The organism is Burkholderia sp. 3C (genome assembly GCF_054589155.1).
In genome coordinates this window covers 1-24,110 of sequence record NZ_BAAILN010000005.1, presented here as the reverse complement: position 1 = coordinate 24,110, position 24,110 = coordinate 1, and the positions used below count along the sequence as shown (strand labels likewise).

The 24,110-nt window shown below is 60.0% G+C and carries 19 protein-coding genes; 8 read left to right on the top strand and 11 right to left on the bottom strand.

The window, feature by feature from the left end:
* Window positions 1-16: 16 nt before the first annotated feature.
* Entirely contained in the window at window positions 17-1,297 is a 1,281-nt protein-coding gene (locus tag ACYP33_RS00325) for an efflux RND transporter periplasmic adaptor subunit (RefSeq protein ID WP_459618922.1), read from the bottom strand.
* A gap of 273 nt (window positions 1,298-1,570) precedes the next feature.
* Between ACYP33_RS00325 and ACYP33_RS00320 the strand changes: the two genes are divergently transcribed.
* Window positions 1,571-2,449, top strand: a complete 879-nt coding sequence (locus tag ACYP33_RS00320) for an HD-GYP domain-containing protein (RefSeq protein WP_459618920.1) — start codon at window positions 1,571-1,573, stop codon at window positions 2,447-2,449.
* Between the two features lie 204 nt (window positions 2,450-2,653).
* Window positions 2,654-3,358: a glutathione S-transferase family protein gene (locus ACYP33_RS00315; protein WP_459618918.1), complete on the top strand. Its 705-nt coding sequence runs from the start codon at window positions 2,654-2,656 to the stop codon at window positions 3,356-3,358.
* Between the two features lie 43 nt (window positions 3,359-3,401).
* On the opposite strand, the gene ACYP33_RS00310 is transcribed toward ACYP33_RS00315, so the two are convergent.
* Window positions 3,402-5,033, bottom strand: coding sequence for a methyl-accepting chemotaxis protein (locus tag ACYP33_RS00310; protein WP_459618916.1), 1,632 nt, complete (start codon window positions 5,031-5,033; stop codon window positions 3,402-3,404).
* Between the two features lie 284 nt (window positions 5,034-5,317).
* Between ACYP33_RS00310 and ACYP33_RS00305 the strand changes: the two genes are divergently transcribed.
* A complete protein-coding gene (locus ACYP33_RS00305) occupies window positions 5,318-5,959 on the top strand; it encodes a DUF1109 domain-containing protein (protein ID WP_459618914.1) in 642 nt (213 codons plus the stop codon).
* 123 nt (window positions 5,960-6,082) lie between these two features.
* Here ACYP33_RS00305 and ACYP33_RS00300 read toward each other — a convergent pair whose 3' ends face one another.
* The gene (locus ACYP33_RS00300; RefSeq protein WP_459618912.1) at window positions 6,083-6,856 is read right to left on the bottom strand and encodes an alpha/beta fold hydrolase; all 774 of its coding nucleotides are present in this window, start codon (window positions 6,854-6,856) and stop codon (window positions 6,083-6,085) included.
* Between the two features lie 98 nt (window positions 6,857-6,954).
* Window positions 6,955-7,614 (bottom strand): hypothetical protein, encoded by a 660-nt coding sequence (locus tag ACYP33_RS00295; protein WP_459618910.1) that lies wholly within the window; start codon window positions 7,612-7,614, stop codon window positions 6,955-6,957.
* Between the two features lie 145 nt (window positions 7,615-7,759).
* On the opposite strand from ACYP33_RS00295, the gene ACYP33_RS00290 reads away from it, so the two are divergent.
* Window positions 7,760-8,719, top strand: coding sequence for a GlxA family transcriptional regulator (locus tag ACYP33_RS00290; RefSeq protein WP_459618908.1), 960 nt, complete (start codon window positions 7,760-7,762; stop codon window positions 8,717-8,719).
* Between the two features lie 107 nt (window positions 8,720-8,826).
* On the opposite strand, the gene ACYP33_RS00285 is transcribed toward ACYP33_RS00290, so the two are convergent.
* The 5 genes from ACYP33_RS00285 to ACYP33_RS00265 all read right to left on the bottom strand — a co-directional run bounded on the left by ACYP33_RS00285 (window position 8,827) and on the right by ACYP33_RS00265 (window position 16,122).
* Window positions 8,827-10,371 (bottom strand): methyl-accepting chemotaxis protein, encoded by a 1,545-nt coding sequence (locus tag ACYP33_RS00285; protein ID WP_459618906.1) that lies wholly within the window; start codon window positions 10,369-10,371, stop codon window positions 8,827-8,829.
* Between the two features lie 645 nt (window positions 10,372-11,016).
* Complete coding sequence (locus tag ACYP33_RS00280) at window positions 11,017-12,588, bottom strand: class I adenylate-forming enzyme family protein (RefSeq protein WP_459618904.1); 1,572 nt, start codon at window positions 12,586-12,588, stop codon at window positions 11,017-11,019.
* A gap of 192 nt (window positions 12,589-12,780) precedes the next feature.
* Window positions 12,781-14,241, bottom strand: a complete 1,461-nt coding sequence (locus ACYP33_RS00275) for a benzaldehyde dehydrogenase (protein WP_459618902.1) — start codon at window positions 14,239-14,241, stop codon at window positions 12,781-12,783.
* Window positions 14,242-14,315: 74 nt separating this feature from the next.
* Window positions 14,316-15,917, bottom strand: a complete 1,602-nt coding sequence (locus ACYP33_RS00270) for a GMC family oxidoreductase (RefSeq protein WP_459618900.1) — start codon at window positions 15,915-15,917, stop codon at window positions 14,316-14,318.
* Window positions 15,918-15,933: 16 nt separating this feature from the next.
* Window positions 15,934-16,122, bottom strand: coding sequence for a hypothetical protein (locus ACYP33_RS00265; protein WP_459618898.1), 189 nt, complete (start codon window positions 16,120-16,122; stop codon window positions 15,934-15,936).
* Window positions 16,123-16,152: 30 nt separating this feature from the next.
* On the opposite strand from ACYP33_RS00265, the gene ACYP33_RS00260 reads away from it, so the two are divergent.
* Window positions 16,153-17,247: a GAF domain-containing protein gene (locus ACYP33_RS00260; RefSeq protein WP_459618896.1), complete on the top strand. Its 1,095-nt coding sequence runs from the start codon at window positions 16,153-16,155 to the stop codon at window positions 17,245-17,247.
* Window positions 17,248-17,340: 93 nt separating this feature from the next.
* Here ACYP33_RS00260 and ACYP33_RS00255 read toward each other — a convergent pair whose 3' ends face one another.
* The gene (locus tag ACYP33_RS00255) at window positions 17,341-18,054 is read right to left on the bottom strand and encodes a hypothetical protein (protein ID WP_459618894.1); all 714 of its coding nucleotides are present in this window, start codon (window positions 18,052-18,054) and stop codon (window positions 17,341-17,343) included.
* A gap of 360 nt (window positions 18,055-18,414) precedes the next feature.
* On the opposite strand from ACYP33_RS00255, the gene ACYP33_RS00250 reads away from it, so the two are divergent.
* From ACYP33_RS00250 to ACYP33_RS00240, 3 genes are all read left to right on the top strand, one after another.
* Entirely contained in the window at window positions 18,415-19,377 is a 963-nt protein-coding gene (locus ACYP33_RS00250; RefSeq protein ID WP_459618892.1) for a helix-turn-helix domain-containing protein, read from the top strand.
* Between the two features lie 164 nt (window positions 19,378-19,541).
* Window positions 19,542-20,624, top strand: a complete 1,083-nt coding sequence (locus ACYP33_RS00245) for a zinc-binding dehydrogenase (protein WP_459618890.1) — start codon at window positions 19,542-19,544, stop codon at window positions 20,622-20,624.
* Between the two features lie 20 nt (window positions 20,625-20,644).
* The gene (locus tag ACYP33_RS00240) at window positions 20,645-22,084 is read left to right on the top strand and encodes a coniferyl aldehyde dehydrogenase (RefSeq protein WP_459618888.1); all 1,440 of its coding nucleotides are present in this window, start codon (window positions 20,645-20,647) and stop codon (window positions 22,082-22,084) included.
* Between the two features lie 331 nt (window positions 22,085-22,415).
* Here ACYP33_RS00240 and ACYP33_RS00235 read toward each other — a convergent pair whose 3' ends face one another.
* On the bottom strand, window positions 22,416-23,984 hold the full coding sequence (locus tag ACYP33_RS00235; protein ID WP_459618886.1) for a methyl-accepting chemotaxis protein: 1,569 nt from the start codon (window positions 23,982-23,984) through the stop codon (window positions 22,416-22,418).
* Window positions 23,985-24,110: the final 126 nt, after the last annotated feature.

Genomic DNA, 24,110 nt, shown 5'->3' with positions numbered 1-24,110 from the left:
TCGATATCCGCTCGTTCTATTGCGCTTGATAGCGGATCGCACCATCGCGCGTCGCCACCTTGGCACCGGGCACGGCATAAGGCAGGCCGTCGACAATCACACGGTCGCTGCCGACCAGGCCCGAACTGATCACACGCAGGCCACCGCGCAAGTCGCCGGTCACGACATGCTTCGGCACGACAATGCCGTCCGATCCCACGGTCAGAACCGTGTGTTCCGATTGATCGGGCAACACCGCTGCGTCGGGCACCAGAAGCACCGGAGCCGGGCGCGCCACCGCGAGTCGCACGCGCGAGAATTCCCCGGGCGTCAGCAGCAGATCGTCGTTGCGCACCGTTGCGCGAGCGTGGATCGTTCCGCTCGAACGATCGATCACGTTATCGATGAAATCGAGCGTGCCGGGACGCGTGTATTCGTTTGAATCGCCCACAGCAAGTTCGACGCGATTCGCGAGCGGGCTGCGCGTATCGCCTCGGTAGTGCTGGAAGCTCTGGTAATCGGCCTCGCTCATATCGAAGTCGAGATAAATCGGATCGAGCGATACGAGGGTGGCAAGCAGCGTGGTCGGGCTGGTCGCCGCGCGGCTGCCCGCGATCAGATTGCCGACCGACACCAAGTGCCGCCCGATGCGGCCGGAGAACGGCGCGGTGATGCGGCAGTGATCGAGATCGAAACGCGCGTCGCGAATTTGCGCCTGCGCGTCGTCGAGCGCGGCTTCTGCGGCGTGCATATCCGACGTTCGTTGTTCGACGTTCTGCCGGGTTCCCGCTTCGCTGTTCTGCAGCTCGACCGCACGCGTCAGCTCCTGTTTCGCCAGGACCAAACGCGCGGTGGCGGTCTGCTGCTGCGCATTCGCCTGAGCAAGCCGAATTTCGTAGGGCACAGGATCGATCGTGAACAGCAAATCGCCCTTGTGAACGATATCGCCATCCTTGAAGCGGATAGCCGTCAACATGCCGCCCACCTGGGCGCGCAACTCCACCTGATCGACCGCGGAAAATTGCCCGAGGAAGCCAAGCCGGGTATCGAGGTCTTTCATCAACGGTCGACTGACCGTCACCTCATGCAGCGAGACCGGCTTCGTGCCGTCGACATCACCACGACCATGTCGCTGGTAGAACCACGTGCCGCCACCCGCGATCACGACTGCGACCACGATAGCAAACACCCTGACCCGACCTTTCGCGCGGCCGGTGCGGTCACGACGTGCCAGCGCGTCTTCATCCAATCTTGTTTTCGTATCCACCTGCAATCGTCCTCGAAGCTGAGAAATCTTCCGGGCGAACACTATCGACATTTAGATGTTGGTAGTACGCCAAGGCAGCTCAGAGTACAGGTAAATACTTAGTAAATTGATGCGCACCATCGCACAGAGGCTGTGCGCACATTCACAGGCAATCAACGCGCATTCAACGATGCTGCGAGCCGAGGTGACGGCGTCCTGCCGGATCGTGTCCGGCGATCGAAAAAAATTTTGCACTGGCTTGTAACCGGATTGCCCGCGATCTCGAACTAGGCGTCCAGGTGGTTACGGTGGCAAGAACATTTCACTTCTGTACACAGACTCTTCATGAAAATCTCGCGCCTCTTGGCTTTCCTTCCTCATTCCCGGCAATCGCAAACCTCCACCAACGCGGTCCTGTCCAGTCTTCTCGCGTTGGCGTGGGTGGTCGAGGCGCGTGATCCCTATACGGGCGGGCATCTCTGGCGCGTCTCGCGCTATGCGGCCATGCTTGCGCACGCAGCCGGGCTTTCAGCGCGGGACGTATCAAGAATCGCGTTGGGTGGTTTCCTGCATGACCTGGGCAAGATCTCGATACCCGACGCGATCTTGCTCAAGACAGAGCGACTGACCGATGCGGAATACGCGATCATCAAGACCCATCCCGAAGTCGGCAGAAAGCTGTTGGCGAGACACCCGGTCGGGGAGATCGTGGTCGATGCTGTTTATTCCCATCATGAGCGGCCGGATGGCAAGGGCTATCCTCAAGGCCTGAGCGCGGCGAACATTTCACAGATGGCTGCGATCATCGGAATTTGCGACGCGTTCGATGCCATGACCAGCGCACGCCCCTATCGAAAGCCGATGGCGGCCGATAAAGCCATGTCCATCATTCGAGAGAATCTCGGCACGCAGTTCGATCGACGTCTCGGTGAAGTGTTTCTGCAATTCAACGATAGCGAAAACCTTCAACACATCGTGGGGCACAGCGATGACGGTATCCCGCTTCAACACTGCGCGGCCTGCGGTCCTACCATCGTGGTGCGACGGGATTCACCGATAAACGAACGCGTGTTCTGCCCGGCGTGCCGGACCGGCTATCAGTTCAAAGGGTTTCGCACCGCGCTTACCTGGACCGACACCCTTGCCGGGGCGAAAGACCTGGAACCCAAACCGGACGAGGCGATGATCGAACGCGTCATCAAGCAGGCGTCCGGTTTCGCCTGAGGTCGTTCGCCGTATTGATTCGGAAGTGCAGGCAAGGCTTGCCGCTTGGCGCGAGATTGCGCCACCCTCACCGTTGCGCTATTCTAAAACAGTCGTTCTAAAACTACTTCGTTGCGAATTCGGCCGTGATCGGCTTGCAAGCGAGGCCACGCAGCCCTCCCCTTGTCGCGAGCCATTTACGATCGCACAACGCACAGGAACACCATGATTCGCCTTTATTTTCACCCGACGCCCAACCCCATCAAGATTGCGCTGTTCCTCGAAGAAGCCGGGCTTCAATACGAACTGATTCCGGTCGACACCAAAAAGGGCGAGCAGCACCTGAGCGCTTTCAGGCAAATCAATCCGAACGGCAAAGTGCCGGCGTTGGTCGATACTGATGGCCCCGACGGGAATGAGGCCGTGATCTTCGATTCGAGCGCGATCCTGCTATACCTCGCAGAAAAGACCAACCAGTTCCTCGGTAACCCGGTCGACCGCCCCGAATTGCTTTCCTGGTTGTTCTTCGTCAGCTCGGGGCTCGGTCCGTACTCCGGGCAAGCCGTGCATTTTCAGCATGCCGCGCCCGAAAAACTGCCCTATGTGATCAACCGCTATCGCCGCGAAGCCGAGCGTCATCACGAAGTGCTCGAAGCGCGAATCACGGGCCGGCAGTATTTTGTCGGCGACCGCTACACGATTGTCGATATGTCGGTGTGGGCATGGCTCACGCGGGCCGCTTTCGTGTTTCCCGGCAGTGACGATCCGCTTGCCGCATTTCCGAACTTGAAGCACTGGTTCGCGCAAATCGATTCGCGGCCGGCAGCAACGCGCGCCCGCGCCACGGGTGCGCAGCATGGGTTCAAGCAGGTCATGGACGAAGAAGCGCGGCGTGCACTGTTCCCATCGAACTACGCCACTTCCGTATAAGCACGAAATCGGCCGGCCGAGCCTGCACCACGAACGAACAACGTCACTTCACGCTGGACGGTTCGGCCTTCATCGCCTCGCTTCCCATGGCCTGCTCGATGCCCTCGATCCGGAACACGCCAACCGCGTCACGAAGCGATCTCGCCTGCGTGTCCATGGAATGTGCCGCGACCGATGTCTCTTCCACCAGCGACGCATTCTGTTGGGTCACATCGTCCATCTGAGTAATCGCCTTGCTGACCTCGCCAATCCCGGCGCTCTGCTCGACGGATGCAGAAGATATTTCCAGCATGATATGGGCGACATCTCTGACTGAAGAAACCACGGTACCGATCGTACCGCCCGCCTCCTCGGCCAGTTTCGATCCCTGTGCAACCCGAGCAACCGATTCACCAATCAGATCGCGAATCTCTCGCGCCGATGCCGCGCTGCGTTGCGCAAGGTTGCGGACCTCGGCCGCGACGACGGCAAATCCTCGTCCGTCTTCGCCTGCACGCGCCGCCTCCACTGCCGCATTCAAGGCAAGGATATTGGTTTGAAATGCGATGCCCTCGATAACGGAGATGATTTCGGATACCTTGATCGAGCTCTCCGAGATATCGCGCATCGTGTGAACAACGCTGCCAACGATCGCGCCGCCCTTCACCGCAATGTCCGCGGCCGATTGCGCAAGTGCCGTGGCGCGCTGTGCATTATCGGCGTTCTGCCTGACCGTACCGGTCAACTGTTCCATGCTGGCGGCCGTCTGCTCGAGAGAAGCCGCCTGTTCCTCGGTTCGCTGAGATAGATCCGTGTTGCCTTGGGCAATCTGGCTCGCTGCCACCGAAATGGAGTCGCTCGATGCCTTGATGCCCGCCACGATCTGGACAAGCTGGCCTTTCATGGCCGCGATCGAATGCATCAGGCTTTCCGTATCGCCCTTTCTCGTTGGTATCGGAACCGCCAAATCTCCAGCGGCTATCCGGCCGGCAATCCGCATTGCCATCGCGGGCTCTCCGCCCAATTGCCTGACAAGCTTGCGGGTCACCAACCAGGCTACCAACAGCCCCATCGCGACCGCCGCCATGATCAATGCCTTGACGACCACCTTGATGCGGTTGTAGGCCTCGTAGGCCACATCCCCCTCGTCACTGGCCCCCTGGAGGTTCACGTCCGTGATTGCCTGGAGTTCATGTTCGAGGCCTCCCCGGAGCTCGGCACCTTGCCCGGAAAGTAGAGCGACGGCTTCCTGCGAACGACCCGTCTTCACCAAGGACCGCACCTGCGAATCCAGTTGCGAGTATTTCGGCATCAGCGCCTGGATGCGCGAATAGGCTTGTTGCTCGGCAATCTCGTGCAGCGTGGTTTCGTAGTCGCCGGCTGCCTTTTTCCAAGCTTCGAATCCCCGGTTTATGTCGGCATCGGCCCGCGTTGCTTCTTCGGGCGTGGTGGCCGACACGGCCCGGAATTCATCAAGCGCGATCTCTTTCAACGCGATCGCCATTTGCTGGCTGGCAGCCACGCCCGGCAGCCAGTTTTCCCGAAGCGACTCGACGTGGTCATTCTCTTTGTAGATACCCGATAACCCAAGGAATCCGATCCCGACCACCATGGCCAGCACCACGCCGAAAGCCAGCACGAGTTGCGTGGCAACCCTTAAATTCGTAAGAACCTTCACGATTTCCCCAAAAATCAAGATGAATTGGCTCGAAGCAGGCGCAGCAAAACTGGCTCCTGTGAGCCTGGCTGACTCCCTATACCAATTCGCCCAAAAGGGTATTCGGGTTACAGCCGAGGACTTGATTGGGAAAAGATATTCTCCATCCGTGTAACGACCGCGGCATTTATCACGAACTAGCTCATGTATCCGCGCTTGGCGAATCCCCCCAACCCCTGGAGAACATCCTTGTCCACAGAGATCAGCGTCGGTGATGCGATGTTCGCATGGGCTGTTGCCTGCCCGCTCGCTTCGGATCAATCATGAAAACACGAGATCTGGTCGAGCGGCTCGCGAACGAGGTCCCGGCCGTCGAGCGCGGCGCCGTGCCGAAGTTGCTCAATCGTGCTCTGGCCCGTGGCCTGGTCGGCAGCACGGCCCTGCTTGTCGCACTCTACGGCGTGCGCAACGACACACCGGAATTGATGCTCACCTCGATGTTCTGGGTGCGGCTCGCGTTCCCGATCACGGTTATCTGCGCAGCCATGCAGCTCGCGGAGCGGCTGGGTCGCCCGGGTGCACCGCTGAAGCTCGCCTGGTTCACGGCGACGTTGCCTGTCGCCGCCATGTTGCTCGCAGCCGGCAGCGTTCTGCTGGCGACGCCGCATGGATATCGACTGCAATTGATGCTCGGAACGACGTGGCGTACGACAACGGCGAGCATCGTGTTACTGTCGCTCCCCTCTCTCGTCGTCATGATGCTCGCGATGAAGCAGCTTGCGCCAACGCGTCTCACGTTGGCGGGTGCCGGAGCCGGGCTGCTGGCCGGGGCGCAGGGGCTCCTCGCTTACTCGCTCTATTGCTCGGAGATGGCCGTACCGTTTTGGGGAGTGTGGTATGTGCTCGCGATAGTTATCACGGCCGCCATGGGTGCATCCGTCGCGCCGCGCTTTCTGCACTGGTGAGACCAACCCACCTTTGCCGACAAGCCGAACCGGCTTGCCCGAGAATAAGGCAAGCGAACACCGCCCTGAAACGCAGGCGGGGGTTCGCCGGTCTCGCGAGTCCCGCCCAACACATCGCGCGCCCTATCGGCCCGACTGCTGCGCCGCCTGTTCGATCAACGCGGCAACTTCGACCGGATGCGATTCGAATACAGCGTGGCTGGCTCCCTCGACCTCAACCGTCGTGGCGTGGGCACGGCTCGCGTACATACGCTCCAGATCAGGGTTCATGATCCGGTCGGCCTTGGCCACCATGTACCAGCTCGGTTTCGTCCTCCATGCCGGATGATTGACCTGCGCCGAAAACTCGGAGGCGGCAAGCGGGATTTGCGCGTGCGCCTCGAAGTCGGCCTGTGCTCGCGGAAGATCGGCCGCAAACTGAGCCGGGTAATCAGAGGGCTTCAGAGAAACGAAGTGGTCGGGCGTTGCGACGATGGACAACGGCGCACCGGGGTATTTCTTGCCGTTTCCTGCGATGGTTTCCCCTGCATCGAGCGCATGCGCCGTGATGTAGACCAACGCGTTCACATGTTCGTCATTGCCCGCCTCGCTGATGATTTCACCGGCATAGCTATGCCCGACCAGTACGCACGGCCCGTCGAGGCCGTCCAATACGCGCTGGGTGGCAGCCACGTCATCGTTGAACGACGTCAACGGCTGCTGCACAAGCGTGACGTGATAACCGTCCTTCACGAGAATGTCGTAGACAGGGCGCCAGCCGGCGCCGTCGGCGAACGCGCCGTGAACCAGCACGATGTTTTTCACCGGCGCGGCAAGCGCAGGCACGGCCGTTCCGGCCAGCAGGCACATCGCGGCGGCAACCCGGGCCACGGAGGACTTCAACAGGGGGAAATTCATGATTGTTCTTCGAATCCTTGCAGAAAAATTGATCAGGAATGCTTATTCAATGGCATGACACGGCAGGTTTCGGCAACGCCGAGAAACGCATCGATCGGCTAGAACTTCGGCACGACGCCGTCTCGTTCGACGAACAGCACGCGCGCCTCTTCCATGCCGCTCGCAGCCGGCACCGCCACCACAAACACTTTTTTCCCCGCGATCAAGTCCGCCCTGCTTGCATCCGTCAGCGTCACAACCGGCACGTTGTCCGGAACGGTAACCACATTGGATCCACCCTTGTACGACAGTTGAAGCTCCCGCCCATGGACGCCGGTGACGACCGAGGCGACATTGGCATTCGTCATGGTGCTGTTCGGCCCGAAGTCGTAGGGGAAATGTCCTTCGCCCGTGCCACGCGCCGCTTCCGGGAACACGATGAGTGCTGTCGCCGTCAATTTCCCGCCTGCCCCCGTGAGCGCGGCGGCCCCGACATAGGTACCGACCTTCGCATCGGCCAGGCTCGCGGCCTTGAGCGCAGCCACCGCGAGCGTCGGGCTGACATGAACCATCAAGGTATCGCCACTGTTCCGATGCACGGTCAGCACATCGCCCTGGAACGACACGATGTCGCCACGAATTCGCTCCGGTTTTCCTGCAGGCGCCTGCGCATGCGCTGCGCATGCAATCGCCACGGTGGTCAGCAGCACGCCAAGCTTGTAACGGTTTAACACAAGTGTCTCCATCTGAATGAACACGGCCATGGATGAGAAATCCATTCACAACACGTGATAGGTTGGCGGTGGAGCGATCACTCGACGGAATGATGGTCCAATCAAGGGGCTCACAGCGACGTCGACACTGTACAAAAACCATGCCCTGGCGAATACTGCTCCGATCGACAACTTTGACACCGATTCAGCCATGCAAATCGTCGTCCTCGCGCTCGAGGGGGTATTCGATACCGGCCTCACCGCAGTGCTTGATGGATTGGCCACAGCCAACAGCCTGATAGAAGAAACGGGAATGGCCGTCGCGGCGTTCGACGTCATCGTGGCGGGAGTGCGTCCTGAAGTACGCACGGCGCTGGGCCTGCAAGTGCCTGTTCGTGATGTCGGAGATATCCCCACTCCGGAATGGGTCATCCTGCCGGCGCTCAATCGAACGACACAAGAAAAACTGATACCGACACTGGCCCGGCACGATGTTCTCGACGCGCTGGCCGCATTGCGTTTATGGCACGGCAACGGCGCGCGCATCGCGGCTGCCTGCACGGGCACCTTCGTGCTCGCGGAAAGCGGCCTGCTCGACGGCTGCGAGGCCACCACCACCTGGTGGTTGTCGCCGCTGTTTCGGCAGCGCTATCCCAAGGTGCGGCTCGATGCGAATCGCATCGTCGTGCGCAGCGGCGATGCACTGACCGCTGGCGCCGCACTCAGTCATCTCGATCTGGCACTCTGGTTGATTCGTAACCACAGCCCCGAACTCGCCTCATTAGTTGCCAAGTATCTGGTGTTCGACGTCAGGCTGTCACAGTCCGCTTATGCAATCTCGGATCATCTATCGCACTCCCATCCGCTCGTCGAGCGGTTCGACGGCTGGGCACGGATGCACCTCGGCTCCACGATCTCGCTCGAGGATGCAGCCGATGCCCTCGCAACCAGCGCGCGCACGCTGACACGCCGCCTCGGCGAAGTGCTCGGCAAGACGCCCATCGAATATATCCAGGACCTGCGAGTGGAACGCTCGATCCATCTGCTCAAGACGAGCAAGCTCACCCTGGATCAAATTGCAGAGCAAGTCGGTTATGCAAACGGCGCCACCTTGCGCGCATTGCTGCGCCGGCGGATGGGCAAGGGTGTACGCGAATTGCGAGCATCGTGAATGCGCCTCGATACCGAGGTGGCAGGTCAAACCGCAATCAACGCTTTCTCTTGAAAATTGCGGATTGACTGATCCTCACCGAAGTGGGCTTCGTGGCCGCCGCCGGCTCATACCACACGAAACACTTCGACCGACGCCTTCAATCGCATTGCCTGTTCTTCCAACGCATGCGCAGCGGCCGTCCCCTGCTCCACCAACGCCGCGTTCTGCTGCGTAGCTCCGTCCATTTGCGTTACCGCGACATTAACCTGATCGATACCCGAGCTTTGCTCCAGTGCGGCCCCGGCTATTTCATGCACAAGGCTGACCATGCGTGCAATGGCTTCACGCGTTTGTCCGAGCGTGACACCGGTACGTTCGACCAACTCCGTGCCATCGCCAACCCGCTCGACCGATGCCTGAATCAGCTCACGAATTTCTTTCGCCGCGTTGGCACTGCGTTGCGCCAACGTACGCACTTCACCTGCAACCACTGCGAAGCCACGCCCTTCCTCCCCAGCTCGTGCCGCTTCTACAGCGGCATTCAACGCGAGAATGTTGGTCTGAAAAGCAATCCCTTCGATTACTGAAATAATATCGACCATCCGGCTTGACCCGTCAGCAATCTCGCGCATCGAAGCAACGACTTCAGTCATCATCTGATTGCTGCGCTCGGTTACGTTCGCCGCAGACTCGGCAACGTTGGTGGCTTCTTTTGCGTTATCTGCGGTACGTCTCACCATCGACGTGATCTGCTCCATGCTGGCGGCGGTTTCCTGCAATGACGCGGCCTGGCTTTCGGTTCGCTGCGATAGATCGCGGTTGCCGCTGGCAATCTGCTGGGATGCAGTAGCCACGTGATCAGCCGACGATTTGATCTCGGTAATGATTTTCGTCAATGCATCACGCATTCTTTTCATCGCGGACATCATGCTGCTGATGTCGTGTGAGCCGACTTTGATGTCGACGCATAGATCCCCCGACGCAATGGATTCGGCGACGCCCATTGCATAGGCCGGATCGCCACCGATCTGACGCTGCAAGCTTTTAGTGGACTGCACCACGATAATCGCCAACACAACGCCAATTACCAGCAAAATGCTGCCGCTAGCGATCAAATTTTCGAAAAAAGCCGCTTCGATGTCATCCGTGTAGAGCCCTGTGATCAGAATCCAATTCCACGGCCCGAAGCTTCGTGCATAGCCGGTTTTCGGTACTTCCTCGCTCGTTCCGGGGCGAGGAAATGAGTATTTAATAAAGCTGCCGTTGGGTGTTTGTGCGGCCCGCAATAGCATTTCGTACAACGGCCTACCGTGAGAATCTGAAAAACCTCGAACCGATTTTCCGATCATCTCGGGATTGGGATGCAACACCATCACTTCATCGGTAGTCATCACGCCGAAGTAGCCGTCTTTACCGAAACGCATTGCGTGAATTCGAGAGGCGGCCTGTTTTTGCGCATCTGCGAGTGTCAATGCACCATTTTTCACCATCTCGTCATACTGAGATAAAACGTTATATGCTGCATCCGACACGTTGAAGAGACCCATATGACGCTCTTCAATTCTCACTTGGCGTGTCTGATTCGCACCAAATATCGACAGTATCATCAAGCCAAGCAAGCTCACCAAGAGAGGCAGCCATAGTTTTTGAACAAAAGTCAAGCGTCTCATGAAATCATCCGTCAATATTTAAAATAATTCACTCCCCCAACCTCCCCAGTTAACGGATAACCAAAAATAAACTTGAACACTCCGTTCAAATAATTTCAAATCCGTCTAAATATTAAAATCAATTATCATGTGTAATTAATTTTACTAATACAAGCCTCCCTCAATTTTTAAAAAAAGGAGATTTCTGTTGGAATGAGCGAAGCGACCGCGAGTGTCGAGGCGTTGGTCGAAGTGGATCCGGCGCTGCGCTCGCTCCAACTGGCACGTGCCCCTGGCCCGACCGCATCCGGCGTTTGGTACGGTGACGGTGCGACCTGAAAGAACGGGAGCACGAGAACAACAAGCCATGCAGTCGCCGGCCGAGTCAATGCTCGGCAATTCGGATCTGAAGGACTTTCTGTCGCGAGAGTTGCCAGGCTGCAAGCCGAATGCGAAGCGGTCCGAACTTTGATGACCGAACGCGCGATGGGTATCACCGCGGCTTGCAGGCTGGCGGAGTTTCGCACTCGTTGTTCCGCTACGAGTCGCGTCGAACCGACGACGACCAGGCGCTGACGTAGCGAACAGCGCCTATTGCAGCACAGAAGCGACGCCGTGACGGCAGGCGTCGAGATCAACGAGGTCTACTTGAGAATCAAATGAAATTCACGACAGCCACTCAGGTAATGCTTGCTGCAAGGCCATCGAACTCAGCATCCGTCGGTCCCGCTTCCGAAACGCGGTGCGTGGAATCTCGCCGATCACGATCAGCATTTCCGGGATCTTGATCGCGGCCAATTGAAGCCTGAGATCCTGTAACACCACTTCGGGTAAAAACGAAGGCACATCGGCCGGCACGACAAAGGCGATGATCCTTTGGCCCAACTTATCGTCGGGCACGCCGACCACGGCGGCATCGAAGATTGTGGAATGGCTGCATAGAGCGGTCTCGATCTCGACAGGTGAAATATTTTCGCCATCCTGAACAATCACCTGCTTCTTGCGAAATGCATAGTGAAGCTCACCATTTTCGTCCTGCCACAGCATGTCGCCACTACGGAACCAGCCGCTTTCCAGCTCATCGCGGGCGATCTGATTTCCCTCCCAATACCCCAGCAGCATGTGCTCGGCCCGTATGCACAGTTCCCCGACCTGACCACGCGGCACTTCGACCCCAGCGTCGTTCATCAGCTTCGCGCGGTTTTCGTTGATCGCGAGAGTTCCACGCTGATTTCCGGGACCGACAAAACCGGCCCCCTCAGTCATGCCCAGATAGTTCCTGAGCGAGCATCCGAAGGCATCGGAGAAGTGCTCATAGAGATCCTCGGGTGCTGCATCGCCCGCGACGAAGCACGAGGTCATGGAATGAATGCTTCGTGACCTGCTGCGTTGCGCCTTGACCAACTCACTTGCGCCAAACGGCGAGGTCAGAAGCCAATCACAATCGAATCGCTCTATCGCGTCCAAAAAAGCGGGCGCTTGGAAGTCACGGCATTCCGGAAAGACGAACGTCTTGCCCGCCTTCACCGCGCAAGCAAAAAGCATCGCTCCCGGTGCGTGGTAAAACGGCGTCGGCGCCAGCATGACTCGCGTTCTCTCCGGCACCAACCCGAGCCGGGAAGGCCCCATCTCGGTGAGCGAGATCTGACTGTGTGCGACAAGCTTCGGATCCCCTGTCGTGCCGGACGTCATGAGCAGCACGGCTGGCGCGTCGGCGTCGAACTCCACGTGCTCCAGAGCATGTCGGGGTTCCTGCGAAAACAATTCATCCAGCGAACGATAGGTTCCCTCGCTGGCCTCTCCGTCCACGATGATTCGTCTACCTGCTTGCAGTAATGCAGTATCAACGTGCTGCAACTCGTCTTGAAGATCCTGGTGACCGAAGTAGCAGGCAGGGCGAATTCTTTCGATGATCCGCCTGATTTCCGGCCCCTTCAAACCTGTATTGATTGGCACGGCGACAGCGCCGATCGCCATGACTGCCACGAAGATCAATGCAGCCGGGATGCCGTTTCCAAGATGGATGACGACCCGGTCTCCTCGGCCCACCTCAAGTGCGCTCAAAGCATGGCGCAGAGCATCGACTCGGTCGGCAAACTGTTTAAAATCCAGCGTCTGCTGCCCCTGAGCCAACGCAAGGACATGGGGGAAATTGCCCGCGTGCGCGTATAGCGCGTCGACGATCGCAATTCCTTCTCGTGGCAATGCAGACTGCACATCTGGACCATCAAATTTCATTTCGATCAGCCCTTTACTTTATAAAAATTCCATCAGGTATTTCGACCCGTTGGCATCGTTGAGTCGAAACAGTGGATTCCGCTCGCGATAACGCAAGCGGAACATCCGAGTGCCCGGCAGATTCCGACCATTCCTTGAACATGCCCGATTCACGAACTGACTACGCCTCGTGTAGCGGCAAACCGAACGCGTCTAGAAGGCGTACATGACGGGCTCATCGCGCATCGTGACCCATTGCCAACGCGTGAGTTCTTCCCAATTGGCCGGGCCGCCGATCGACGATCCATTACCTGAGTGGCCGACGCCGCCGAATGGGTTGTTCGCGTCTTCGTTGTTGGTCTGATCGTTGATGTGGATATGCCCGACCTTCAAGCGCTCGCTGATCTGCATCGCCCGCTTGATCGACGTCGTGATGATGCCCGCAGCGAGACCGTACTCCGATGCATTGGCAAGTTCGATTGCCTCATCGTCGGTATCGAATGTCGTGATCCCTACCACGGGTCCGAATGCCTCCTCGCGGAAAACGGACATATCGCTTTTCACGTCCGTCACGAGCGTTGCCGGGAAAAGCAAGCCGTCGGGGGTACCACCGGCCAGCACTCGCGCGCCCTGTGCAACCGATCGGTCGACCACGTCTTTCACCGCTTTTACCTGGGCCTCGCTGATCAATGGACCGAGCGCCGATTCGGGTGAATTCGCGGCGCCAACCTGAAGTCGTTGGGTTCGCTCGACGAGTTTTTCGATAAAGGTGGCGGCAATGGAGGACTGCACCAGCACTCTACCGGTCGCCATGCAGATCTGGCCTTGGTGCAGAAACGCACCGAACGCCGCGTTCGACGCCGCTCGGTCGATGTCCGCATCGTCGAGCACGATCAGCGTATTGTTTCCGCCTAACTCCAGCGAGACCTTCTTCAGATTGCCGCTGGCGCTTCGCCCCACGGCACGTCCGGCATCGGTCGAGCCGGTAAACTGGATCATGTCGACATGCGGATCGTCGCAGAGTTGTTGGCCGATTTCAGCGCCGCCCGGCAGCACGTGCAGGACGCCCGGCGGCAGGCCAGCCTGTTCGAACAGCCGTGCAAGATAGAACCCGCCGCACACCGCGGTGCGAAGATCCGGCTTGAGTACCACCGCGTTACCCAGCGCCAACGCGGGGGCCAGCGTCCGAATCGCCAAATAGAGCGGAAAATTGAATGGCGCGATGATGCCTATCACGCCACGCGGGCGCCGGCGCGCGATGCTCAACCGGCCGGTATCGCTCGGCAACATGAGACCTTGCGGCTGGATCGGCAGTGCCGCTGCCGCGTGGATGCATCGGATCGAAACATCGACTTCATAATCGGCCTTGTTTTGGATCGAGCCACTCTCATTCACCAGGCTGGCCGCCATCTCGGCGCGATGCCGCTCGGCCAGTGCAGCGGCACGACGAATCACGGCGGCACGTGCACCGTAGGACCAGCTCGCCCAATCCTGCTGTGCGGAGGCCGCACGGGCACATGCTTCATTGATCTCGTCCTTCGACGGGATGCCGACGGTGCCAAACGGCGCATCGGCTCCCGGTCCGGTCAACGTGGATCGGGTGTTTCCAGGTCGCCATCCGGACGAGAAAAACCGCCCGTCCCATAGATCCGAAGGTAACAGCCCTGCTTCCATTGATTCCGACACTTTGTCGCTCTCCTAAATAATATTCCGAGACTCTAAAAAATCGTCAGCCAGCCGACACCGAGTTACAGGCGATACTCGTTGCGAATAAACGATCCGGCGCGCTCCCCGATCACCACGCATGGCGCCATCGGGTTTCCGGTTGTAATGCGCGGCATGACGGACGCGTCAGCAATGCGCAGGTTGTCGATACCATGGACCTTCAAGTTCCCACCCACAACCGACATGTCGTCGGTGCCCATCTTGGCCGTGCAGCTCTGGTGCCAGTACGTGACCGCCGCATCCCGGATGAACGCGTCGATTTCGTCGGGATTGCTGGTGCCCGGCAGTACCTCACGTTGCACAAAAGGGGCTAGCGGCGAGGCATTGCCGATTTCGCGCATGAGCCTGATGCACGCCCGCGCCGCCGCGACGTCCGCCGGGTGCGACAGCGCGTTGTGTTCGATGCGCGGGGCAGCAAGCGGATCTGATGATGCGAGGCGCACGCGACCACGGCTGTGCGGCTGGGCCAGCCCGGCGAACATCGTCCAACCGTGCTCGGGAATACCGCGTACCGCCGTCTGCGGGCTGGGCACCGGAAATTCGGCCTGACACAACAGAAGGTCGGGCGCGTCCAGTTGCGGCTGACTCTTCCAATAAATCGTGACCTCGTTGCCCGTGCCGCGCGGTGCGATCGGCTCCCGATACTCCCAAATGCATCCAAACGAGAGATGGTCCTGCAAGTTCTGGCCAACACCCGGCAAGTGATGGGCAACGGGAATCGCCAACCGTTCGAGTTCCCGGGAGTCACCGATCCCCGACAGCATCAACACCTTCGGCGTTTGCAAGGCACCCATCGACAGCACCACTTCAGTCGACGCAAACACCTGCTCGACGCGGCCACCGTGGAGAATTTCGACACCCACGGCACGACGCCCGTCCAATAAGACCCGCGTGACCACCGTGTCACGCAGCACGGTCAGATTCGCTTGATGGAGCTTGGGCGCAACGTAGGCACGATAGACGGAATGGCGCTTGCCGTTCCATGTCGCCGTTTCGGTCAACGAGCAACCGCCGTCACGCTCCATCATCACGCCGTTATAGCTGTCGTACCCCGGGATGCCGACCTGCTGCGCTGCATCGAGCGTCGCGAGCGCGACGGGATGGGCGTTGAGATTCGGTTCGATGTGCATCGGCCCACTGGTGCCACGGTACGTCGGATCTGCCGGGCCATGCCAGGATTCGATGCTTCGGTACAGATTCCGCACCGAGTCGTAGCCCCATCCTTCATCGCCGGTCTGTGCCGCGAAATGATCCCAATCGGATCGATGTCCACGCGCCCACAGCATCACGTTGATGCTCGAGCCACCGCCGAGTACCTTTCCCATTGACATCGGCAAGACGCGGTTGTGCAGATGCGGGTTCTCTTCCGCAACAAAGCCCCAATCGCGTTCGCTGCCGAGATTGGCCGGCCACATCGCCGGTTCCATGACCGGCGACACGTCGTCGGTGCCGCCCGCTTCGATCAGCAGTACGCGAGCGGAACCGCCTTCCGCGAGTCGACTGGCGACGACCGACCCGCTGCTGCCGCTGCCGCACACGATGAAGTCGTAGCGCGCCTCCAGTGCCTTCTTTTGCCCAATAGGATCCGCGGTGGACCGTGCGGCCGACGCACCGTCAGTCAACATAATGACCTCCTGTCACTCAGTGAAACTTGCCCTGGCCTCGGAAGAAGCCCCAAGCCAGCATTCTGACATCAATTTCAATTTTTCCGATACTATCAAATTTATCAAATATGCATGCTGCCTGTTCGGGCAACGATGCGAGGTCGGCCTTCTCTCGACGAGCCTCGCCATCCAGGAATGGAGGCGCCCGTGGAGAGAAATCCACCATGAGATAATTACGAGATCTGAAGAGGACACCATGACCGACGAGATATTGACCACGGCTGCGGCTGCGGGGCTGCTGGGCGTTTCGACGCGCACGGTTCAGTTGTGGATCGAGGGGGGCACGCTTGCCTCGTGGAAAACACCGGGAGGCCATCGGCGAGTACGCCGTTCGGCGGTCGAGGCCGTGATTGCAACGCAGATGTCGACGGCTCGACGCAGCTCCGCGCTCGTTACACTGATCGCGGCGCAGCCTGCCTTGGACATCTACCGTGCGATGTTGCTGCCCGTCGCGGAATGCGTCGTCGATGCCTATGACAATCCCCTGACGGCAATGCGCGCCATCGGCGCGCGAGCGCCGTTCGCGATCGTCATCGATGTGGAATCGTTCAACCTGCAGCGCGCGACATTGATGGATGAGTTGTTGAAAGATGCGCGGCTATCGCACACATCGGTCATTGCGATCTCTCGCAAGCCGCCAGGCACCGGTTCCCAGGCTGCTGATCGAACGGGACGCATGTGTCGCATTCCGGCTGCAACAGCCGACACGGAGCTGCCGGCCACGTTGCGTCGACTGTTCGTCAAGGCAGCCTCGATCCAGCACGGAGAAGCCGTACCCAACTATCCGTTTCCGGTCGCCGCGAACGAGGCGGATCGATTGCTTGCCGTGCAGCACAGCGGCCTGCTAGGTTCCAATGCAGAGGCGGAATTTGACCGCCTGACACGCATGGCGAGCAGTATCGTCGCCACGCCTTTTTCGCTGGTGACATTGCTGACGCGTGACGAACAGTGGTTCAAGTCGCGCCACGGCATGGCGCTCGAAGCCACGCCACGGGACTGGGCGTTCTGCAATTACACGATTTTGCAGCGCGGCGTATTTGCAGTGCATGACTTGTCGAAAGACGCGCGTTTTTCATCGATTCCAGGCGTCGTCCAGGCGCCGCAGTTGCGCTTTTATGCGGGCGCGCCCATTTTCGACGAGCAAGGCTTTGCGCTCGGCTCGGTATGCGTGATGGATATCAAGCCGCGCCGCCTGAGCGAGATGCAAAAAACACTGCTGCTGGATCTCGCCGCAGTCGCAACGGACGAAATACGCCTCGCAAAATTTCGGCACGACGCGAGCGCCAGTTAAGGCGGCAGTTCGGCGCACCAGCCGATGAATGCCGGGGTCGGTTCGCCCAGGCCCTTCGAACATTGCGATCATCCGATCAATGAACACGTGCATTCACGTGTTCGAAATGGAATGCGGTCGGGCGACATTCACATTGATATCCGGATGATCCGTCAACATCATGAACTCACGTAGCGGGTGCGGGTGTTCACGCCATTGTTGATCCGCCCCACCGACATCGAACGCCATGACTCGATGAGGAATGTTCATCGCATGGGCGAGTGGAATAAATTCGTTCTGGCCAAAGACATCACGAAAACGCAGCGCTGCGTACTGGCGATCAAGCGGCTTTCTTGCCGCGACGACCATCCACTCGACGCCTTCTCGCAAACAGAGCAGGTAGAACGCCTTGAACAGGCCCATCTTGACCGTTCTACCTCGCTCTCCCGCCACCACCGCCAAGCGGTTTGCATTGGCCATGCTCCCTGAAATCCACTCGGGCAACTCCACCGATTGCGCGATGCGCAGCGGCGCAGCGTGATTGGTCTGAATCCGCATCGTCCCCAGCGGGCTACGATCGTGCTTTGATTCTGCGAGCAGCGTAAAGCTGTTCGGGCCGTAGTCGTCCGGCTCGGATTGCCGCATCGTCGATGCGAACTCCGGGACATGGCGCATGTATGCCGCGTGACGCAACATCAGCGCACGCTCAAGCGCCTGATCGTCGGCAACGATGCGTATCGTGAAAGCGAGGCATCCTTTTTTTCGCTGAGACCGAATTGCGGTGGCTACGATCTCCGCTTCCGAACTTGAAGAGACTGGGCTTGTCATCGAAGATTGATGTCGTTTCTGTCGAACCAGATTGGCTACATCTCCTATTCGCAAGATCGAGCCCGACGGTTACAGCCGAGGAAAATTTTCTCCTCTGCCAACGGCCCGCCGCCCCTGCGCATTGGCCGAAGCAGCTGTGCCGACACCAGGGCAGCATCGACACGTTCGTCGTTCGCTTTGATAGTACAAAAAAATCCATTGAAAACAATCCCTTAAAAGATAATTCCACAAAAAAATCGAATTGCTTTCGTGTCAATAAAATTTCCACGTAGGTTCACCAAAACCGAACGGGCGCACGACTCGTCGGATCAAGCCCAAAGGTGGTCGGAGATGTGGACTGAATCCAACTTGCAAGGAAATTTGCCGTCGGCGATCAACAGTAGCCGCATGGCTTCGGCTTCCGAGAATCTGCTCACCTGGGAAACCGAACTGTCGCGCGCGTTGATGCCGATGCGGTTTGAGCGCACGCATCGGCCCGGTTTCGGCACACTCGAATACCAGGGCAGGTTCCTCCATTTATCGAACCTGCGGCTCGGCCAGATCTCCACGTGCGGCATGATTTCGACATCTCGCGAGGCCGCCGCCAAAGGCTTTCTGAAATTTCTGTTCGTCACGGCGGGCAATAGCCGGATCCTGCAAGGCGGCCGCTCGATCTCGGTAACCGCGAACACCTGGACAGCCTATGATCCGTCCATGCCTTATCGCCTTGACAGCGAATCCGGCTTCGAATGTTTCGCCGCAATCATGCCGGCCAGCGTGGCCGCCGTACCCGCCGCATTGCTCGACGATTTGACGGCCTACGTCAGCGAGACGCAGGGCAGTGCACATCTGGCGCTCGACCTCATCAAGCTCGCACTGGTCGGTCAAACCGGCGACTTGCGCGAGCAGGAGCGCGCTGCGGCGGCCACGGCCATCATGACGCTGCTTGAAGCGGCCATGCATCGGCGCTGCGAGGAAGGCGGCCTGCCGCGCGGCATCCAGAAGGAAGCGCACCTGCGTCTATTGATCGATCGGTACATCCTCACCCATTACGCAGATCCATCGTTTTCGGTGGATGACCTCGCACGAATGGCCGCGATCTCGCGCCGCACGCTCTACAACCTGTTCAAGGCCACCGGCAACACGCCGTATCAGGCGCTCCAGAAGCAGCGCCTCGACGCCAGCGTCGTCATGCTCGGCGACCCCGAGCAATGCCAATTGAGCGTGACGGAAATCGCACTGAACGCCGGGTTTCCCGACGCATCGCATTTTTCCCGGCTGTTCCGCAGCCACATGGGCGTCGCGCCGTCCGAATATCGCAACGCAAAACGCCACGCGCGTTAGCCGTTGCACGAATTGGCTGGCACTCTGCATCGAGAGGCGTGCGCCACCGGTTCGTTCTCCTTAGAGTGGTTCGACGGTTTCCCGGAAATCGTCAACACAACCACCAACATGGAAGCCACGCGCCGAATCCGGCGGCGGCATCCCCATGACATAGGAGATAGTCGATGAGTGAGCAATGTGTCCACGCGCACGCGGTAGTCGAATACGGTGCGCCGCTCGTTCACCAGCAAACGGCGTTGCCGGTGCCCCAAGGCAAGGAAGTGCTCGTCCGCGTGCTCGCCTGCGGCCTGTGCCACACCGATATCCACGTCCATGAAGGGCATTTCGATCTGGGCGGCGGCAACAAGCTGCCGCTGGATGCAATCGGCATCCATCCCCCGGTGGTCATGGGCCACGAGCCGTTTGGCCGGATCGTCGGATTCGGGCCGGATTCGGGCTTGCGCCCTGTCGACATCGGGCGCGAGGTCATCGTGTATCCGTGGCTCGGCTGCGGCACGTGCGAAGCGTGCGAATCGGGCGACGATCAGATGTGCGTCACGCCCGACGTGATCGGCATGCAACGGCCGGGCGGGCATGGCGATCACGTGATCGTCCGAGAAGCGAGATTCCTGGTGGACGCCACCGGCGTCGACCCGGTCCTGGCCGGTTCGTACGCGTGCTCGGGGCTCACCTCGTACGCCGCGCTGAAGAAGCTCGACATCGACAAGCGCAAGTGGATCGGCATCATCGGCGTCGGCGGCGTGGGCCTGATGGCCGTGGCGATCGCGAAGGCGGTCGGCTTCCAGAACGTCGTGGCCATCGACATCAGCGACGAGAAGCTCCAGATGTCGGTCGAACAGTACGGCGCGAGCCTGGCCATCAACACTCGTTCGCCGGATGCGCTCGCCAAACTGCAGGAGGCCACCGGCGGCCTGTCGGGCATCATCGATTTCGTCGGCTCGAACGACACCGCCGCGTTTGCCGTGTCCGCGTTGAAAGCGAGCGGACGGCTGGTCGTGGTCGGCCTCTTCGGTGGCGAAATCACCGCCTCGATTCCGCTGGTCGCCATCAAGCAATTGCAGATCAAGGGCTCGCTGACCGGCAACATCGCAGAACTGAACGAATTGATGGAATACGTCCGCGCCGGCTCGGTGAAATCGATTCCCGCTCATGCCGTGCCCATCGATCGCGTCAACGAGGCCATGGCCGAGCTGAAATCCGGCAAGGTTTCCGGCCGCATCGTCCTGACCCACCCCGAACACGCTTGAACCCATTCGAGAGCCCCCAAATGAAACATTTTCGTCTTCCCGTCGATGCCACGGCAGAGCAGATTCAAGCGCAACTGACCCGCATGAAGCATGCTCAGAACGAAAGCGGTCCGCCGTCGATCGCGATCCGCAAGGATCGGATCGAGCGCGCGCTCGACCTGATCCTGAGCAACCGCCACGCCATCGTCGCGGCGATCAGCGAGGACTTCGGCAATCGCAGCCTCGATCAATCGATGTTCGGCGACATCCTCTCGTCGGCCGAAGCGCTGCGTTACAACCGCGACCATGTCGAGGAATGGGCCCGCGCCGCCGACACGTTCGAGCCGGCGCCGGGCATCAAGGCGCGCGTCGAATATCAGCCGCTCGGCGTGGTGGGCATCATCAGCCCCTGGAATTTCCCGATCGTCCTGGCGTTCAGCCCGATCGCCAACGCGTTCGCGGCCGGCAACCGGATCATGCTGAAGCCGTCGGAACACACACCGCGCACCTCCGACCTGGTCGCCGAACTGATCGAGAAATACTTCGACTCGGACGAACTGACCACTGTCGTCGGTGGTCCGGCAAGCGGCGCGGCGTTCAGCCGGCAGGCGTTCGATCACCTGATTTTCACCGGCAGCACGCAGGTCGCACACCACGTGATGAAAGCCGCGGCGGATAACCTCGTACCGGTCACGCTCGAACTCGGCGGCAAATCGCCGGTGATCGTGGCGGCCGACGCAAACCTGAAATCCGTGGCCGAGCGCGTCCTGACGGTCAAGACCTTCAACGCCGGCCAGATCTGCCTCGCGCCCGACTACGTGCTGATTCGCCCGGAAAAGATCGATGAGTTCGTCTCGCATGCAACGGCGGCCATCAAGCAGATGTATCCGACCATCAAGGACAACGACGACTACACCTCGATGGTCAATGCACGCGGCTTCGAGCGCCAGCAGGCACTGAGCGCCGACGCCAAGGCCAAGGGCGCAACGGTGCTGCAACTCGGCCCGAAGGAAGATCTGTCGGATCCCGTCGTGCGCAAGGTGGCGCCGGCTCTGGTCGTCGGCGCGACGGAAGACATGCGTGTGCTGCAGGAAGAGGTTTTCGGCCCGATTCTGCCGATCGTTCCATACACCGACATCGATGAAGCGATCGCCTTCATCAATGCACGGCCACGCCCGCTCGCGCTCTACTATTTCGGCGAAACGGCGAGCGAGCTCGATTATGTGAGCGCCCGGACCACGGCCGGCGCGGTTGTCGCGAACGATGCCATGACGCATGTGTTCTTCGACACGCTTCCGTTCGGCGGCGTCGGCGCCTCCGGGATGGGCCACTACCACGGCGAATTCGGGTTCCGCGCCTTGAGCCATGCCAAGCCGGTTCTGGTTCAGAGCATCGGCGGCGAATTCAATCTGTTGATGCGCGCGCCGTATGATTCGTCCCAGCGCGAATTGGTCTCCAACCTGATCGGCGGCCAGGACTAACGTCCACCACGCCTCGCGCTAGCGGCTTGCATCACGCCATGGCTGTTGAATTCCTGCAGATCGGTATCGATGCCGGGGTGGGCAGCGCGGCTGCGTTGCACGTCCGGGCGCGAGGCACTGCAACGGCGCCGACGTGCTGGCCGAGACCTTCACGATGCCGCGTTCTGCTTGCCGGAACGCGGCATCGTCAGCCATGCGTGACGCGGCGGCGGGCGCGGGCGCGACACGTTCGACCGGCTTGATGACCGCGCCCAGTTTGGCTGGTGGCCTCGAACAGGCGCAGCGTCGTCAGATCGAAATGGATACAGTTGAAGCAGCTACGATTCGCTTTTCAGACGGCGAGCCGGACGTCGTCAGGAAGCCTGAACGACGAAACCTGGGTCCGCAGCGATGCGGCCTGCGTTTCGAGCGCGCTCGCAGCGGCCGCGATCTGCTCGACGAGCGCCGCGTTCTGCTGGGTCACCTTGTCGATTTCGGCCACGGCGATGCTGATCTGGGCGATGCCCGAGCTTTGCTCCTTCGAAGCGTCGAGGATCTCCGACGTGCTCGACGTCATGCGCCGCACCGCGCCTTCGATCTTGTCCATCGCCTCGCCGGCCTGCTGAGCGTAGCGCGTGCCCTGCTCCACGCCGTTGCGCGAATTCTGGATCAGCGCCGCAATTTCCTTCGACGCACTCGACGAGCGCTGCGCCAGCGTGCGCACTTCCGCCGCCACCACTGCGAAGCCACGCCCTTGCTCACCGGCCCGCGCCGCCTCGACCGCCGCGTTCAGCGACAGGATATTGGTCTGGAATGCGATGCTGTCGATCAGGTCGACGATGCCGGAAATCTGGGTCGCTTCGCGATCGATGTCGTGCATCGACGCCACCATCCGTCCCACCACGTCGGACCCGGCCTTCGCCGCGAGCAGCGTTTCGTGAACCACGGCCTGGGTTGCCGTGGCGTTCTCGTCGGTCTTGCCGACGGTGGCGTTCAATTCCTCCATGCTCGAGGCCGTCTGCTGAAGCGCCGCCGCTTGCCGCTCGGTACGCTGCGAGAGATCGAGATTGCCAGCGGCAATTTCCGAGCTGCCAATGGAGATCGCTTCGGCCAGCGCCTTGACCGACGCGATGATGCCGGCCAGTTGAGCCTGCATCTCCTGCATCGAATGCAGCACGCTGGATGCGTTATTGCCTTGTGGCCGCACCGGAGCCGACAGGTCGTGCCCCGCGATCTGCCTGACGATCTCGACCGCATATTCGGGTTCGCCGCCGAGCGAGCGGCGCAAGCTCCGGTTGACCGCCAGCATCACGGCAATCAGCACGGCAGCAAGCACGAGCACCGCCACGATGGTGCGCACCACCGATTCGTAAACCGATGCATTGATGTCGTCGATATAGGTGCCGGTGACCAGCATCCATCCCCACGGCGCATAGGCCGCCACGTAGCCGATCTTCGGCACCGGCTCGCTGCTACCCGGCTTCGCCCACACGTATTGGATGAAACCCTGCCCTTCGCTGCGCGCAATGCGTATGCTCTCCGCCCAGACATGAAAGCCGTTCTTGTCCGCCATCTGCGCCGCATTGGTATGTTCGAGCTGCGGCATGAACGGGCTGAGCAGGATGTTTACGTCCTGATCCGCGATGGAAAAATAGCCGTTCTTGCCATAGCGCAGCACGCGCACCGCCGCCAGCGCCTCGGCCTGCGCCTGCTCCTTCGACAACTCGCCTCGCTCCGCCTTGTCGCCGTAGTGCTTGATGATCGACATCGCCGTATCGGACACGCGCCCCAGCATCGCCTTTCGTTCCTCGATACGCACCGAACGCATTTCGATCATGCTGAAGACGGCAACCGCCAGGATGCAGGCCAGACTCACGAACAACTGAATCCAGAGCCGCTTGGAAAAGGAAAGTTTCGACATGGTCGGTTCTCACGCACCGAGGGCGATGCAGGTTGATTCGGAATGGCATGCACAACGCCAGGCAGGCGGCATGGTAGACATCTCCCGGTACGCTGTCGCGCGATTGCGTCGGCGCAATCGCGAGCG